15 protein-coding genes are annotated in these 14,740 nt (G+C 66.2%); 12 read left to right on the top strand and 3 right to left on the bottom strand.

The genetic code is table 11. The features are described 5' to 3' along the window. Positions 1 to 89: 89 nt before the first annotated feature. A complete protein-coding gene (gene alc / locus U5775_RS25655) occupies positions 90 to 1,109 on the top strand; it encodes an allantoicase (RefSeq protein WP_322060911.1) in 1,020 nt (339 codons plus the stop codon). Between the two features lie 14 nt (positions 1,110 to 1,123). Then, positions 1,124 to 1,645 carry an ureidoglycolate lyase gene (locus U5775_RS25650; RefSeq protein ID WP_322060910.1) on the top strand — a complete coding sequence of 174 codons (522 nt, stop codon included), beginning with the start codon at positions 1,124 to 1,126 and terminating at the stop codon, positions 1,643 to 1,645. 140 nt (positions 1,646 to 1,785) lie between these two features. On the opposite strand, the gene fur is transcribed toward U5775_RS25650, so the two are convergent. After that, positions 1,786 to 2,214, bottom strand: a complete 429-nt coding sequence (gene fur, locus U5775_RS25645; protein ID WP_028216204.1) for a ferric iron uptake transcriptional regulator — start codon at positions 2,212 to 2,214, stop codon at positions 1,786 to 1,788. Positions 2,215 to 2,349: 135 nt separating this feature from the next. On the opposite strand from fur, the gene bamE reads away from it, so the two are divergent. Next, complete coding sequence (gene bamE / locus U5775_RS25640) at positions 2,350 to 3,276, top strand: outer membrane protein assembly factor BamE (RefSeq protein ID WP_322060909.1); 927 nt, start codon at positions 2,350 to 2,352, stop codon at positions 3,274 to 3,276. A 51-nt stretch (positions 3,277 to 3,327) separates the two neighbouring features. Here bamE and U5775_RS25635 read toward each other — a convergent pair whose 3' ends face one another. Beyond that, positions 3,328 to 3,522, bottom strand: coding sequence for a hypothetical protein (locus U5775_RS25635; RefSeq protein WP_322060908.1), 195 nt, complete (start codon positions 3,520 to 3,522; stop codon positions 3,328 to 3,330). A gap of 105 nt (positions 3,523 to 3,627) precedes the next feature. Here U5775_RS25635 and dapB point away from each other — a divergent pair, with 105 nt between their 5' ends. From dapB to U5775_RS25595, 8 genes are all read left to right on the top strand, one after another. Further along, positions 3,628 to 4,425 carry a 4-hydroxy-tetrahydrodipicolinate reductase gene (gene dapB, locus U5775_RS25630; protein WP_322060907.1) on the top strand — a complete coding sequence of 266 codons (798 nt, stop codon included), beginning with the start codon at positions 3,628 to 3,630 and terminating at the stop codon, positions 4,423 to 4,425. Between the two features lie 98 nt (positions 4,426 to 4,523). Then, entirely contained in the window at positions 4,524 to 5,258 is a 735-nt protein-coding gene (locus U5775_RS25625; RefSeq protein WP_322060906.1) for a MotA/TolQ/ExbB proton channel family protein, read from the top strand. Positions 5,259 to 5,308: 50 nt separating this feature from the next. Further along, positions 5,309 to 5,743 carry a biopolymer transporter ExbD gene (locus U5775_RS25620; protein ID WP_322060905.1) on the top strand — a complete coding sequence of 145 codons (435 nt, stop codon included), beginning with the start codon at positions 5,309 to 5,311 and terminating at the stop codon, positions 5,741 to 5,743. A 245-nt stretch (positions 5,744 to 5,988) separates the two neighbouring features. Continuing rightward, positions 5,989 to 8,583 (top strand): leucine--tRNA ligase, encoded by a 2,595-nt coding sequence (gene leuS, locus U5775_RS25615; RefSeq protein WP_322060904.1) that lies wholly within the window; start codon positions 5,989 to 5,991, stop codon positions 8,581 to 8,583. An 85-nt stretch (positions 8,584 to 8,668) separates the two neighbouring features. Next, complete coding sequence (gene lptE / locus U5775_RS25610; RefSeq protein ID WP_322060903.1) at positions 8,669 to 9,220, top strand: LPS assembly lipoprotein LptE; 552 nt, start codon at positions 8,669 to 8,671, stop codon at positions 9,218 to 9,220. A 33-nt stretch (positions 9,221 to 9,253) separates the two neighbouring features. Then, positions 9,254 to 10,474 (top strand): DNA polymerase III subunit delta, encoded by a 1,221-nt coding sequence (holA, locus tag U5775_RS25605; protein ID WP_322060902.1) that lies wholly within the window; start codon positions 9,254 to 9,256, stop codon positions 10,472 to 10,474. Positions 10,475 to 10,708: 234 nt separating this feature from the next. Continuing rightward, positions 10,709 to 11,980: a glutamate-5-semialdehyde dehydrogenase gene (locus U5775_RS25600; RefSeq protein WP_322060901.1), complete on the top strand. Its 1,272-nt coding sequence runs from the start codon at positions 10,709 to 10,711 to the stop codon at positions 11,978 to 11,980. 122 nt (positions 11,981 to 12,102) lie between these two features. Continuing rightward, positions 12,103 to 12,519 (top strand): CopD family protein, encoded by a 417-nt coding sequence (locus U5775_RS25595; RefSeq protein WP_322060900.1) that lies wholly within the window; start codon positions 12,103 to 12,105, stop codon positions 12,517 to 12,519. Between the two features lie 131 nt (positions 12,520 to 12,650). Here the strand turns inward: U5775_RS25595 and U5775_RS25590 are convergent, their stop codons facing one another. Continuing rightward, on the bottom strand, positions 12,651 to 13,097 hold the full coding sequence (locus U5775_RS25590; RefSeq protein ID WP_322060899.1) for a nuclear transport factor 2 family protein: 447 nt from the start codon (positions 13,095 to 13,097) through the stop codon (positions 12,651 to 12,653). A gap of 882 nt (positions 13,098 to 13,979) precedes the next feature. On the opposite strand from U5775_RS25590, the gene U5775_RS25585 reads away from it, so the two are divergent. Then, positions 13,980 to 14,740: ESPR-type extended signal peptide-containing protein (locus U5775_RS25585; protein ID WP_322060898.1), on the top strand; the 761-nt coding region annotated here is incomplete at its 3' end.

Below are 14,740 nucleotides of genomic sequence, written 5' to 3'. Positions count from 1 at the left end.
TGGCCTTGGCCGGCGCGGGCGGCGCTCGACGAGATACGCGGCATCCGCCCCGTCCGTCGCCTTCCTTCGCTGAACTGAACGACATCATCATGGCCATTCCGACACTCGACCCCAACGCCCCCGCGTTCACGCGCCGCTACATGAATCTCGCCGATCCGCGCCTCGGTGCGCGCGCGCTCCATGCGAGCGACGAGTTCTTCGCGCCGAAGGAGCGCATGCTCGACCCGCAGCCCGCGGTGTTCATCCCCGGCAAATACGACGACCACGGCAAATGGATGGACGGCTGGGAAACGCGCCGCAAGCGCACGACGGGCCACGACTTCTGCGTGGTGCGGCTCGCGCGCCCCGGCGTGATCTATGGCGTCGATCTCGACACGAGCCACTTCACGGGTAATTTCCCGCCCGCGGCATCGATCGAGGCCTGCTATGTGGAAGGCGCCGAAGTCGACGCGCCCGGCGAGGACGCGGACTGGCAGACCCTCGTTCCCGCGACCACGCTGCAGGGCAACCAGCATCACTACGTGGCCGTGCACGATGCGCGCGCGTTCACGCATCTGCGCGTGAATCTCTATCCGGACGGTGGCCTCGCGCGGCTGCGCGTGTACGGCCAGCCGAAGCGCGCGTGGAACGACGCGGAGCGCGGCAGCCTCGTGGACCTCGCGGCGATCGAGAATGGCGCGTATCTCGTCGCGGCGAACAATCAGCACTTCGGGATGGCGTCGAACATCCTGATGCCGGGGCGCGGCGTGAACATGGGCGACGGCTGGGAAACGCGCCGCCGTCGCGAGCCCGGCAACGACTGGGCCATCGTGGCGCTCGCGCGGCCTGGCATCATCCGCAAGATCGAAGTCGATACGGCGCACTTCAAGGGCAACTATCCCGACCGCTGCTCGCTGCAGGCGGCCACCGTGACGGGCGGCACCGACGATTCGCTTGTTACTCAGGCGATGTTCTGGCCCGAGCTGCTCGGCGAGCAGAAGCTGCAGATGGACACGCAGCACGTTTTCGAGAGCGGGATCGCGGCGCTCGGCCCGGTCACGCACGTGCGCTTGAATATCTTCCCGGACGGCGGCGTCTCGCGCCTGCGTCTGTGGGGCGAACTGGCCTGAAGCGAGGAGCACGCATGAAAACCCTGCAAACCCTGCGCATGGAACCCTTGACGCGCGAGGCCTTCGCGCCATTCGGCGACGTGATCGAGCTCGACGGCGCACGCCATTTCCCGATCAACGGCGGCACGACCGAGCGCTTTCACGATCTGGCGTCGATCGACGTGACGGAGGCCGGCGGCCGGGCCATTGTCAGCGTATTTCGCGCGCAGCCGCGCGCGTGGCCTGTCGAGATCGAGATGATGGAGCGGCATCCGCTCGGCAGCCAGGCATTCGTGCCGCTCGGCGACGTGCGTTATGCCGTGGTCGTGGCGCCCGCGGGCGAGCTCGATCCGGCGCAACTGCGCGCGTTCTGGGTCGAGAGCGGACAGGGCGTCAATTATGCGAAAGGCGTCTGGCACCACCCGCTCCTGGCGTTCGATCGCGTGAGCGACTTTCTCGTGGTCGATCGTGGCGGCCAGCAGCCCAATTGCGATGAGGTTGCGCTGGACGGCCGCTGGCGGCTCGTGCACGCGCATGAGCCGGTCGTACCTGCCTGACGCCTGGTCTGGCGCCCCGGCTGCGCGCGCTTCCCGAATTAGTGTCTCGAACGGAAACTCAAACGAAAACGCCACGGCAGGCTTGCCGTGGCGTTTTCACTTTTGGCGCCTACGCCGGGGGCACCCAGCGCGCTGCCCGCTCAGTGTTTCCGGTGCGGGCAATTTTCCTTCGTGCACGCGCCGTACAGCGCGAGTGCGTGCTCCTGGAGCTTGAAGCCACGTTCGTTGGCAATTGACTGCTGGCGCTTTTCGATTTCGGGGTCGAAGAATTCTTCGACGAGGCCGCAATCGAGGCAGACGAGGTGGTCGTGGTGGCTACCTTCGTTGAGCTCGAAGACGGCCTTGCCCGATTCGAAGTTGCTGCGCGTGAGCAGGCCCGCCTGCTCGAACTGCGTGAGCACCCGGTAGACCGTGGCGAGGCCGATGTCGAGCTCCTCGTTCAGCAGGTTGCGATACACGTCTTCGGCGGTGAGGTGACGCACGGGGCTATGCTGAAAAATCTCCAGGATCTTCAGGCGAGGCAGCGTCGCCTTGAGGCCGATGTTCTTGAGATCGGTTGGATTGGTCATGACGATAAGTCCCTGGAGTACAATGCTGGGTTCTTATGTTAATGGGTTTTTGCCGTTCCGGGCATTTTCGGCGGAACTCGACCGAACGTCTACAGAATACGCGCGGCTTCGCGACAAGCCCGCACGGTGAGGGAAATGATTCCAGAATTCACAACGATCGGCCGCCGCCTGAGCGGCCGCCGCGTGGCGTGCACCCTGCTGGCTGCGGCCGCGTTCGCGACGCTCGCCGGCTGCGGTACTTACGACAGCGTGACGCAGCGCATTGCTCAGAGCATTACGCCGTACCGCATCACCATCGTGCAGGGCAACTTCGTCTCGGCCGAGGCCGCCGCGCAGATGCGCGTGGGCATGTCGCGCGCCGAGGTCAAGCAACTGCTCGGCACGCCGCTCCTGACCGACATGTTCCACGCGAACCGCTGGGACTACGTCTTCTACTTCAAGCGCGGCTCGACCGCCGTGGTCCAGCAGCGTGACTTCGTCGTGATGTTCGACGGCGACCGCGTGACGAGCTGGTCGGGCGGCGAAGACCTGCCGTCGAATCTCGAATTGCTCGCCGAAATCGATGGCGATAAATCGGGCAAGAAGACCGCGGCCGTAGCGGCCGCGCCGGCTTCGGGCGCGTCGGCGCCTGCCGCCGCGCAGGCCTCGGCTTCGAGCGCCACGGGGCCGACCGTCGGCGACACGGCGCGCACGCCGTCCTCGGAGCTCGGCACCGCCACGTCGCAATTGCCGCTCGACGCGAACGCGCAGGCCGCCGCCGCCGCGAACCGCGCCACCGAAGCCGTGCAGACGCCCTCGGGCCTGACGCCGTCGGTGCGATCGGGCACGCCGACCTCGTCGGCGCTGCCGCCGGGCGTGGGCACGATGCCGTCGCAGATCCAGCTGCACCGTCAGCCGCCGCCGCAGATCCAGGGCGTGCCGCAGACCAACCCCGTTGGACCGGCACCGGGCGCGCAGGGCACCGGCGACACCGAAACGACCCCGCTGCCGCCGTCGCAGAATGCGCCGCTCACCGCGCCTCCGCAGACGCCGGCGAGCCCGAATGCGGCGTCGGGCGGCTGATCGCGCTGTCGCTTTCGCACGAGACATCCGCGAGTGGGTCGGCGAACCGGTTCACTTTCGGGCAGATTCGTTCCGGCTGATGTTCCGGTTGATGTCCCGGTCGATGTCCGACTGATACTCACAGGGCCTGGCGCCGGGCGCCAGGCGTTTCATCGGCGGCTTCGGGCCGCCGCGTTTTTTGGCAGCGTCTTTCCGCGTCCGCCCGGCGGCCGTCTGGCCATCCCGTTTGGCCAGTTTGGCCATCATCTATCGGCTTTGGCTGGCGGGCTGCGGGTCTCACGTTTGCCTTAACCCACTGGTATCGGACCGGAGTCCGCGCCCCGCGCCCGCTCCGGATCGACAGGAAAAGCCATGAAAATCGCAATCGCCGGGGCATCGGGCCGCATGGGCCGCATGCTCATCGAAACCGTCCTGAATTCCCCCGACGTCACGCTTTCGGGCGCGCTCGTGCGCCCGGGCTCGGCCGCCATCGGCCAGGACGCCGGTGCGTTCCTCGGCAAGGAAACGGGCGTGCGCATCACCGACGACATCGAGCAGGTTTTCGCGCAAAGCGACTGCCTGATCGATTTCACGCGTCCCGAGGGCACGCTCGTCCATCTGGAGGCCGCGCAGCGCCACGGCGTGAAGATGGTGATCGGCACGACGGGCTTCGACGCCCAGCAAAAGGCGCAGCTCGGCGCCGCCGCGCAGAAGGTCGGCATCGTGTTCGCGGCCAATATGAGCGTGGGCGTGAACGTCACGCTCAAGCTGCTCGAATACGCGGCGCGCTTTTTCGAGACCGGCTACGACATCGAGATCATCGAGGCGCACCATCGCCACAAGGTCGACGCGCCCTCGGGCACCGCGCTTGCGATGGGCGAAGCCGTGGCGCGCGCGCTCGGGCGCGATCTCGACGACTGCGCCGTCTACGGCCGCAACGGCGTGACCGGCGAGCGCGATCCGTCGACGATCGGCTTTTCGGCGATTCGCGGCGGCGACATCGTGGGCGACCACACCGTGCTGTTCGCGGGCATCGGCGAACGTATCGAGATCACGCACAAGTCGTCGAGCCGCCTGTCCTACGCGCAGGGCAGCGTGCGCGCTGCGCGCTTTCTGCAGGACAAGGCCACGGGCCTGTACGATATGCAAGACGTGCTCGGCTTGCGCTGAGCGTCGTCTCCGGGCCGGGCGCCGCGCCGGGCCTGCTGGCGCCGGGTCGCGGATCGGCCCACAGGGGATACCAGGCTACACGAGGCAAGCGAGGTTCAATGGCAGCGAGTACCGGAGTCATCCATTATTTGCAGACGAGCGACGCCGTCACGCACGCCGTAGCGTGGGTGCTGCTGGCCATGTCGATCGCGAGCTGGTGCTTTCTGCTGGTGAAGAGCTGGGTGCTCGTGCGCGCGAAGCGCCAGGGGCCCCGCGCGGTCGCGCAGTTCTGGCAGGCGCATTCGCTTGCCGACGGCGTGAGCGCGATGCGTGCGCTCGACCGCGAGCGCGTGTTCCTGCCGCTCGCCGAGGCCGCGCTCGCGTGCGCCGAGGCCGATGCGCCGGGCGTGCTGCTCGCGCGCGTGGACCGGGGCGAGCGCGTGCTGCGGGCGTTGCGCGGCGCGCTGCAGGCGTCGCAGCGGCGGCTCGAATTCGGGCAGGTGCTGCTGGCGTCGGTGGGCAGCACGGCGCCGTTCGTCGGGCTGCTCGGCACGGTCTGGGGCATCTACCATGCGCTCGGCAGCATCGCCGCGAGTGGCCAGGCGATGATCGAGAACGTGGCCGGCCCGGTGGGCGAGGCGCTGATCATGACGGCGTTCGGCCTCGTCGTGGCGATTCCCGCGGTGCTCGCCTATAACGTGCTCGGCCGTCTCGCGCGCCAGATCGGCGACGATCTCGACGGCTTCGCGCACGATCTGCATGCCTGGGCCTGCGCGCCCGAAGGCGCGGCGCCGCGCCGCGATGGCACGCAGCAGGGCGCGCCGCGCGAAGGCGTGCGCGCCGGCTCGTACTGAGCGCGCACCGGCCGCACGGACTGACCGGCAACCCGCGAGGAACCACACACATGGCATTCGGCGGACTCGAGAAGAAACGCGATTCGGCGCCGATGGCCGATATCAACATGACGCCGCTCATCGACGTCATGCTCGTGCTGCTTGTCATCTTCATCATCACCGCGCCGCTTTTCACGCACGCCATCCGGCTCGATCTGCCGCAAGTCGCGGCCGAGCCCGTGCAGCAGACGCCGCAGACCGTCACGCTTTCCATCGATGCCGCGGGCAAGCTCTACTGGAACGCCGAGCCCCTCTCGCTCGACGCGTTGCGCGCGCGCTTCAACGCCGCGGGCAAGGCGCCCGAGGCGCAGCAGCCCGAGCTGCAACTGCGCGCCGCGCGCGAGACGCGCTACGAAGTCATCGCCCAGGTCATGGGCGCCGCGCAGCAGGCGGGACTCGCGCGCATTGGCTTCGTGACCGAGCCGCCGCCTCCCGGCCAGCACTGAACGGGCGTTGCCCCGTTGCACCGGCAGACCGCCAAATCCCGCCACACGAAACGGCGGCGGAAAGCGCGGCCAACTCGACGGTATAATCACCGTTTCCCTGTAAAAAAGCCGGGCTGCAGAAGCTGCCGCAGCCAGTGAGCATCGCGCCCGGGCTGCTGCCCGAGCCGCGCACGACCGGCCCGGCAGTACCCAGGTAGCAGCCAACCCGGCAGAATCCGCCCGAATCCGCGTTTCCCATCCACACCATGCTCGAAAAATACGTTCCCTCCGACGTCGAATCCGCCGCGCAAGGCGAATGGCGCGCCAGCGACGCTTACCGGACGGCCGAAACGGCCGGCAAGCCCAAGTTCTACTGCGTCTCGATGCTGCCGTATCCGTCGGGCAAGCTGCACATGGGCCACGTGCGGAACTACACGATCAACGACGTGATGTACCGCTATCTGCGCATGAACGGCTACAACACGTTGATGCCGATGGGCTGGGACGCGTTCGGCATGCCCGCCGAGAACGCGGCGATGGCCAACCACGTGCCGCCCGCGAAGTGGACCTACGACAACATCGAGTACATGAAGGGCCAGATGCAGTCGATGGGTCTCGCGATCGACTGGTCGCGCGAAATCGCCACCTGCAAGCCCGACTACTACAAGTGGAACCAGTGGTTCTTCCTGAAGATGCTGGAGAAGGGCATCGCCTACAAGAAGACCGGCACGGTGAACTGGGATCCGGTCGATCAGACCGTGCTCGCGAACGAGCAGGTGATCGACGGCCGCGGCTGGCGCTCGGGCGCGCTCGTGGAAAAGCGCGAAATCCCGATGTACTACCTGCGCATCACGCAGTACGCCGATGAGCTGCTGAACGACCTCGAAGGCCTCGGCTGGCCCGAGCGCGTCAAGATCATGCAGCAGAACTGGATCGGCAAGAGCTTCGGCGTGAACTTCGGCTTCCCGTACGAGCTCGACGGCGAGAAGAAGCTGCTGCGCGTGTTCACCACGCGCGCCGACACCATCATGGGCGTGACCTTCTGCGCGATCGCGGCCGAGCACCCGCTCGCCACGCGTCTTGCGCAGGACAAGCCGGAACTGCTGCCGTTCATCGACGAATGCAAGCGCGGCGGCGTGGCCGAAGCGGATATGGCGACGATGGAGAAGAAGGGCGTCGACACGGGCTTCACGGTCACGCACCCGATCACGAACGAGCAAGTGCCGGTGTGGATCGGCAATTACGTGCTGATGAGCTATGGCGAAGGCGCGGTGATGGGCGTGCCGGGCCACGACGAGCGCGATTTCGCGTTCGCGAAGAAGTACGATCTGCCGATCAAGCAGGTGATCGCCGCCGAAGGCGAGACCTATTCGCTCGACGGCTGGCAGGAGTGGTACGGCGACAAGGAGCGCGCGGTCTGCATCAACAGTGGCAAGTTCGATGGCTTGGGCTATACCCAGGCCGTGGACGCGGTCGCGGCCGACCTCAAGGCGCACGGCTTTGGCGACAAGCAGGTAACGTGGCGTCTGCGCGACTGGGGCATCTCGCGCCAGCGCTACTGGGGCACGCCGATCCCCATCATCCATTGCCCGAGCTGCGGCGACGTGCCGGTGCCCGAGCAGGATCTGCCGGTCGTGCTGCCCGAAGGCCTCGTGCCGGACGGCACGGGCAACCCGCTCGCGAAGTCCGAAGCGTTCCTGAACTGCAAGTGCCCGACGTGCGGCGCCGACGCGAAGCGCGAAACCGACACGATGGACACCTTCGTCGACTCGTCGTGGTACTTCTACCGCTACGCGGCGCCCGATGCGAAGAACATGGTCGACGAGCGCACCGACTACTGGATGCCGATGGACCAGTACATCGGCGGCATCGAGCACGCCATTCTTCACCTGTTGTACTCGCGCTTCTGGGCGAAGGTCTCGCGCGACCTCGGCCTCGTGAAGTTCGGCGAGCCCGCGAAGAACCTGCTCACGCAGGGCATGGTGCTCAACGAAACCTTCTATCGCGAAGACGCGTCGGGCAAGAAGACCTGGTACAACCCGGCCGACGTGACCGTCGTGCACGACGACAAGGGCCGCCCGACCGGCGCGACGCTCAATAGCGACGGCCAGGCCGTGGTGCTCGGTGGCGTCGAGAAGATGTCGAAGTCGAAGAACAACGGCGTCGACCCGCAGGTGCTGATCGACCAGTACGGCGCGGATACGGCGCGTCTCTTCACGATGTTCGCCGCACCGCCCGAGCAGCAGCTCGAATGGTCGGGCGCGGGCGTGGAAGGCGCGAGCCGCTTCCTGCGCCGCGTGTGGACCTTCGGCTACGCGAACGCCGAGGCGATCCGGTCGCGCGCATCGTTCGACGCCGCCGCGCTCACCGACGTCGAGAAGGCGCTGCGCCGCGAAGTCTACGGCGTGCTCAAGCAGGCCGACTTCGACTATCAGCGTCTGCAGTACAACACCGTCGTTTCGGCGGCGATGAAGATGCTCAACGCCATCGACGGCGCGAAGGAAGCGGGCGCGGGCGTGCAGCGCGAGACCTTCGGCGTGCTGCTGCGCGTGCTCTATCCGGTCGTGCCGCACCTCACGTTCGAGCTCTGGAAGGCGCTCGGTTATGCCGACGAATACGGCACGCTGCTCGACGCGCCCTGGCCCAAGGTCGACGAAAAGGCGCTCGAGCAGGCCGAGATCGAGCTCGTGCTGCAGGTGAACGGCAAGGTGCGCGGCGCGGTGACGGTTGCGAAGGATGCCGGCAAGGACGCGATCGAAGCCGCCGCGCTCGCTCACGAGATGTTCGCGAAGTTCGCCGAAGGGCGCGCGCCGAAGAAGATCATCGTCGTGCCGGGCCGTCTCGTGAACGTCGTGGTCTGACATGACGTGCTGGCACATCACGTGCTGGCGGCGGCGCGCGATCGACGCATCGTGCACCGCCGCCGTTCTGAACCAGGGAGTCCAGGTGATTCGCAGATCGTTCCTGTTACTGGCGGGCAGCGCGCTGATGCTTTCGGCGTGCGGGTTCCAGCTGCGTGGCGAACAGAACTACGCGTTCAAGCGCCTCGCCGTCGTGGGCGCATCGGCGCCCGTGACGGCGCGTCTGACGCGCATGATCGAAGGCGGCAGCGATTCGGTCGTGGTCGACTCGGCCGCCAATGCCGACGCGGTGCTGCGCGTGAGCGAGTCGCGCAGCTTCAGCACCCTCACGCTGAATTCGTACGGCGTGGTCGAGGAATATCAGGTCAATTATTCGCTGAACTACACGCTCACGGCGCAGGACGGCTCGCCGCTGATCCAGCCGAGCACCATCGCGCTGAACCGCGCGATGACCTATAGCGACCAGTATTCGACCGCGAAGGTCTCCGAATCCGATCTGCTTTTCGCCGACATGCAGAGCGACGCCGTCGACCAGCTCACGCGCCGTCTCGCGGTCCTGAAGACGCTGCATCCCACGCCGGGCCAGGTCGTGCCGGGCGTTTCGCCGCGCGCGCCGCTGCCGCCGCCGCCGCTGTGATGCGCGTCTCGTCCACCTTCTAAAGCGCTCTCCATGCAACTGCGACTGGACGCCCTCGAGCCGCACCTCGCCAAAGGCATGGCGGGTCTGTACGTCGTCTATGGCGACGAGCATCTGCTCGCCCAGGAAGCGTGCGACCGCATTCGCGCGAGCGCGCGCGCCGCGGGCTTTACCGACCGCTCGGTGTTCACGGTCGAGCGCGGCTTCGACTGGAGTTCGCTGCTGGGCGCGAGCCAGTCGATGTCGTTGTTCGGCGATCGCCAACTGGTGGAGTTGCGCATTCCGTCGGGCAAGCCCGGCAAGGAAGGCGCGGATGCGCTCAAGACGCTCGCCGCATCGGCCAAAGCGGCCGCGAATCCCGACGTGCTCACGCTCGTCACGCTGCCGCGCCTCGACGCGGCCACGCAAAAATCCGCGTGGTTCACGGCGTTGGCGGACAGCGGCGTGGCGATCAAGATCGACCCGGTCGAACGTGCGGCGCTGCCGAACTGGATCGGGCAGCGCCTGGCCCAGCAGGGCCAGCGCGTCGCGCCCGGCGAGGACGGACGGCGCGCGCTGCAATTCGTCGCGGAGCGCGTGGAAGGCAACCTGCTCGCGGCGCATCAGGAAATCCAGAAGCTCGGGCTGCTTTATCCCGAAGGCGTGCTGAGCTTCGAGCAGATTCACGACGCCGTGCTCAATGTCGCGCGCTACGACGTCTTCAAGCTCAACGAAGCGATGCTTACCGGCGATGTCGGGCGCCTCGCGCGCATGCTCGACGGGTTGCAGGGCGAGGGCGAGGCTTCGGTGCTGGTGCTGTGGGCTGTCGTCGAAGAGGTCCGCACGCTATTGCGCGTCAAGCGCGGCGTGGCGGCGGGCAAGCCGCTCGCGATGCTGCTGCGCGAGAACCGCGTTTGGGGGCCGCGCGAGCGGCTCATCGGGCCGGCGCTCTCGCGGCTGACCGAGGCGACGCTCGAACGCGGCCTCGCGCTCGCGGCGCGCCTCGACCGCCAGGTGAAGGGGCTTTCGGGGCAATCGCGCAGCGACTGGCGCGATGCGCTGCCGCCCGATGCCTGGGACGGTCTGTTCGAACTGGCGATGACCGTGGCCGCGCCGCGCGAGAGCGGCGCGCCGGCGCGCCCGGCTTCGCCCGCGCGCGGCGCCGGCGCTTCGGGGCACGCGCAACCAGGCCGGCCGGCTTCGAGCCCAGCCGCGGCGGCAGCGGCCGCCGCCGCCCGACCGCGCACCGCAGGGCCGGGGCGCAGGCCAGGCTAGTTGTGCTGGCCGGGCTCGTTCTCCGGCACCTGCTATCGGCATCGCCAGTGGGCGTCTCACGCGGCATGCGCGAGCCCCGCGAATGCATCGCCAGCGCGCCGCAAGTGTGCTGCAAGCGCGCCCGCCGCCAGGGCGCGCGCAGCAAAGCCGGCCCGCTGGCCTTAAAATCGACCTAACCTGAACCGCGCAGCCTCACACCGCATCGACCGGGCGCGCTGCATCACGACAGAAACCATGGATATCGACCAGTACATGACCGACCTCGGACGCCGCGCCCGCAAGGCTTCGCGCGCGATGGCCCGAGCCTCGACGGCCGCAAAGAACGCCGCGCTCGAAGCCGTCGCGCAGGCGATCGAACGCGAGAAGCAGCAACTGAAGGACGCCAACGCCCGCGACCTCGCGCGCGCGAAGGAGAAGGGCCACGACGCGGCGTTCATCGACCGCCTCACGCTCTCGGACAAGGCGCTCAAGACCATGGTGGAAGGCCTGCGCCAGGTGACGGCGCTGCCCGACCCGATCGGCGAGATCAGCAACCTCAAGTTCCGCCCGAGCGGCATCCAGGTCGGCCAGATGCGCGTGCCGCTCGGCGTGATCGGCATCATCTACGAATCGCGTCCGAACGTGACCATCGACGCCGCGGCGCTGTGCCTGAAGTCGGGCAACGCCACCATCCTGCGCGGCGGCTCCGAGGCGCTCGAGTGCAACACGGCGCTCGCGAAGCTGATCGGCGAGGGGCTCTCGGCGGCGGGTCTGCCGCAGGACGCGGTGCAGGTGGTGGAAACCGCCGACCGCGCGGCGGTCGGCAAGCTCATCACCATGACGGAATTCGTGGACGTGATCGTGCCGCGCGGCGGCAAGAGCCTGATCGAGCGCCTGATGGCCGAAGCGCGCGTGCCGATGATCAAGCACCTCGACGGCATCTGCCACGTCTACGTGGACGATCGCGCCGATCTCGCGAAGGCGCTCACCGTCTGCGACAACGCCAAGACGCACCGCTACGGCACCTGCAACACGATGGAGACGCTGCTGGTCGCGCGCGGCATCGCGCACGAGGTGCTGCCGCCGCTGGGCCGCCTCTATCGCGACAAGGACGTGGAGCTGCGCGTGGACGCGGCCGCGCGCGCGATTCTCGCGGACGCGAACGTCGGCCCGCTCGTCGACGCGACCGAGGAAGACTGGCGCACCGAGTACCTCGCGCCGGTGCTGGCGGTCAAGATCGTCGAGAACCTCGATCAGGCCGTCGAGCACATCAACCATTACGGCTCGCACCACACCGACGCCATCGTTACCGAAGACCACGACCGCGCGATGCGCTTCCTGCGCGAAGTGGATTCGGCGAGCGTGATGGTGAACGCCTCGACGCGTTTCGCCGACGGCTTCGAGTTCGGTCTCGGCGCGGAGATCGGCATTTCCAACGACAAGCTGCACGCGCGCGGCCCGGTCGGCCTCGAAGGGCTGACTTCGCTGAAGTACGTGGTGCTCGGTCACGGCGAAGGCCGGCAATAAGTCGGCGATAGTCGGACGCAAGTCGGCAACAGGCCCATCCGGGGGCGGCGCAGCGCAATCGTGCTGCCTCGTCCCGCTCTCAACAATCCGCACTGCTACGCGAAGAACAAGAAGGACTGCCGATGCTCTGGGTCAAGACGTTTCACATCGTTCTGATTGCTTCATGGTTCGCGGGGCTGTTCTACCTGCCGCGCATCTTCGTGAATCTGGCGATGGAAACGGAGCCCGCGGCCGTCAAGCGACTGCTCATCATGGCGCGCAAGCTCTATCGCTTCATGACGATGATCGCCGTGCCCGCGCTGCTGTGCGGGCTGTGGCTATGGCTCGTGGTGGGGATCGGGCGCGGCCAGGGATGGATCCACGCGAAAGTGGGCGTCGTGGTGCTGCTGATTGCGTACCACGCGTATTGCGGCCGCCTGCTCAAGACCTTCGAACGCGGCGAGAACCGCCGCTCGGACAAGTGGTATCGCATGTTCAACGAGCTCCCGGTGCTCGGCATGCTGGCCGCGGTGGCGCTCGTCGTCATCAAGCCCTTCTGATACTCGCCGGCTTCAATCCTCTTCCATCGCCTTCCTGACGGGGCTGCCCGTCGATCCGGAACTGGCACATCAGCTTCCGGCTGGAGCCAGCGCTGCGGCGCGAATTCTGACGGCCCGCGCAAGCCGGCTGCTCAGATGCCGCCCGATTCCTTGCGGCGCATGCGCGCGCCCACGACGCGCCAGCCGTCCTCACGCTTTATGAACACGTCGGCAAAGCGATATTCGATCGCGCGATAGCCCTGCGCGGGCGTATAGCGGTTAATGCCCGTGACGACGGCCAGATCGCCGAGCACCTGCACGCGCATATCCTCCAGCACCTGCGAGCCACCCGGCGGCAGCGCAGCGGCGGCGAGCAGGTCGCGCTTCGAGCGATGCGTGCCATCAGGCAGGACTTCGAAGAATTTATCGTCGAGCAGGTCGTTGAGCATGGAGCGGTCGCCGGTGGCGGCCGCCTGGGTCCATTGGTGTTCGAGCATCTGCAGCTGGATGGCTTCGTTCGTGACGGGCGTGCTGGGGACGGAGGCGAAAGCGGTGGTGGCTGCAAGGCCCACGGCAGCGAAGGCGAACAGATGTTTCATGACGTTTCCTGTGTTGATCCAGCGAACCCGACGGTTCGCAAAGACGGGAAACGATCGAGTGATGGCCGGCTGTGGCAGATAAAGCAGCCGCTGCGCTTGATGGCCGCACGTGATGCCGCGCAGTTGGGTTGGCGTTTCCCTACGCAAAAAGTCTATTTATCTGACTCATTGTCGGATATAGGAAAAATCTCAAAACTTCCCCTGCAAGAGAACCTGTCAGCGCGTGGACAGGAAATGGGGTGGCGTCGTGGGGTCGCAGCAAGGAACAGCGGAACTTCAAATCATGCGCGATACCCACTGCCGAATGGTTGTAGAGGGATTTTGAGCGCAATTGGGCGAAATTGATGGCGAAATTTTGAATGTGAATGTCTGGGGACGAGGTTTCATGTAGGAATCTACCTGACAAATAATCGGAAATATCTTTTTGAGTTGCGGTATTAATATGCACTGCACCTTTTTGTTATTCAGTAAAATCTGTAATACAGGGCATGCTTCACCGGCTGGCGGGCACAATAATTTCGCATTATTTACATAGAAGAAGATGCTTGATATTTCTATGAAGTCCCTTGTCGGCTTGGGTTGCGGCACGTCGTGACGACTTGTCTGTTTCGGAGTTCTCTTATTTTCACTGTATGTAGTGGTTAATAGAGTGACGACTTGTTACTGCCTCTTCGGGCTATTGGTCGGCTCCGCTGAATTTTCTCAGTTAATTCTGTCGGCGCCGATCTCTTGCCGTTTATTTAGAAGCCGCTTTTTATATTTGAATGCGGATTTTCAGGCTCAAGAGGATTGCGTCCGGTCGATTTTCCCATTGGGACGCAATGTGCCTGCGCGAAGCTTGCGGGTGCCAGGGGGTCGTCTTTAACCACGCTAAGGCAAAGAATGAACAAGACTTACAGGTCCATCTGGAACAAACATACGGGGACGTACGTCGCGGCAGCGGAAACGACCCGCACTCGTAGCAAGGGCGCCCAGGGCAGCTCGGTTGCTGCGGCCGCCGCCGCTGTCACGTCGCTCCTCGCAGTGGGCGGCATGCTGCCGAATACGGCGTTCGCCTCCGCCACGGGTCACGGCGCATGCGCGAACGGGGCCACCGTTGGCGGGCCTGTCAGCAACGGGGATTGCACGAACACCGGCGGCAACAGCTCGGTGGCGATCGGTTCTGGTTCGGCCCAGGGAACTGGCAGCGGCGCCCTGATGTTCCCGACGATCACCAGTCCCAGCCTCTCGGACGACAATGGTCTCCTTCGAATCACGAACGTGGCGTCGACCGACGCTGCCACCGTCGGCCAGCCGGGTAACCCGGCGGTGACCACGCTGGCGGCTGTCAGTAGCCCGGCAAGCAATACGCAGACCGGCCTGCAGGCGGTGAATAGCCAGCTCGGTGCGGTCAGTGCGGTATCGGATTCGACGAATAATCCCTGGATCGATGTTGCGGGTCCGGCCGACGGCAGCCAGCCCGCGTACGCCACGCCGCTTACCGGGAGCGTGGCAATTGGACAGGCTGCGACGGCGACTGTCGGCGCGGGCGTTGCGATCGGTGCAAGCGCAGTGTCGACGGGAACGGGCGCGGTGTCCGTCGGTAGTGGTTCGACGGCGAGCGGCAACGGATCATTCGCGATGGGGACTGCCACGCTAGCTAG

This window comes from Paraburkholderia sp. J63, assembly GCF_905220245.1.
GTDB lineage: Bacteria > Pseudomonadota > Gammaproteobacteria > Burkholderiales > Burkholderiaceae > Paraburkholderia.
The sequence above is the reverse complement of the archived record's forward strand: the minus strand, read 5'-3'. Positions and strand labels throughout refer to the sequence as shown.

What these genes read in the sequence shown, in the direction of transcription:
- alc (WP_322060911.1), top strand. Translation starts at nt 90, where the DNA reads ATGGCCATTCCGACACTCGACCCCAACGCCCCCGCGTTCACGCGCCGC.
- U5775_RS25650 (WP_322060910.1), top strand. Translation starts at nt 1,124, where the DNA reads ATGAAAACCCTGCAAACCCTGCGCATGGAACCCTTGACGCGCGAGGCC.
- fur (WP_028216204.1), bottom strand. Translation starts at nt 2,214, where the DNA reads ATGACCAATCCAACCGATCTCAAGAACATCGGCCTCAAGGCGACGCTG.
- bamE (WP_322060909.1), top strand. Translation starts at nt 2,350, where the DNA reads ATGATTCCAGAATTCACAACGATCGGCCGCCGCCTGAGCGGCCGCCGC.
- U5775_RS25635 (WP_322060908.1), bottom strand. Translation starts at nt 3,522, where the DNA reads ATGATGGCCAAACTGGCCAAACGGGATGGCCAGACGGCCGCCGGGCGG.
- dapB (WP_322060907.1), top strand. Translation starts at nt 3,628, where the DNA reads ATGAAAATCGCAATCGCCGGGGCATCGGGCCGCATGGGCCGCATGCTC.
- U5775_RS25625 (WP_322060906.1), top strand. Translation starts at nt 4,524, where the DNA reads ATGGCAGCGAGTACCGGAGTCATCCATTATTTGCAGACGAGCGACGCC.
- U5775_RS25620 (WP_322060905.1), top strand. Translation starts at nt 5,309, where the DNA reads ATGGCATTCGGCGGACTCGAGAAGAAACGCGATTCGGCGCCGATGGCC.
- leuS (WP_322060904.1), top strand. Translation starts at nt 5,989, where the DNA reads ATGCTCGAAAAATACGTTCCCTCCGACGTCGAATCCGCCGCGCAAGGC.
- holA (WP_322060902.1), top strand. Translation starts at nt 9,254, where the DNA reads ATGCAACTGCGACTGGACGCCCTCGAGCCGCACCTCGCCAAAGGCATG.
- U5775_RS25600 (WP_322060901.1), top strand. Translation starts at nt 10,709, where the DNA reads ATGGATATCGACCAGTACATGACCGACCTCGGACGCCGCGCCCGCAAG.
- U5775_RS25595 (WP_322060900.1), top strand. Translation starts at nt 12,103, where the DNA reads ATGCTCTGGGTCAAGACGTTTCACATCGTTCTGATTGCTTCATGGTTC.
- U5775_RS25590 (WP_322060899.1), bottom strand. Translation starts at nt 13,097, where the DNA reads ATGAAACATCTGTTCGCCTTCGCTGCCGTGGGCCTTGCAGCCACCACC.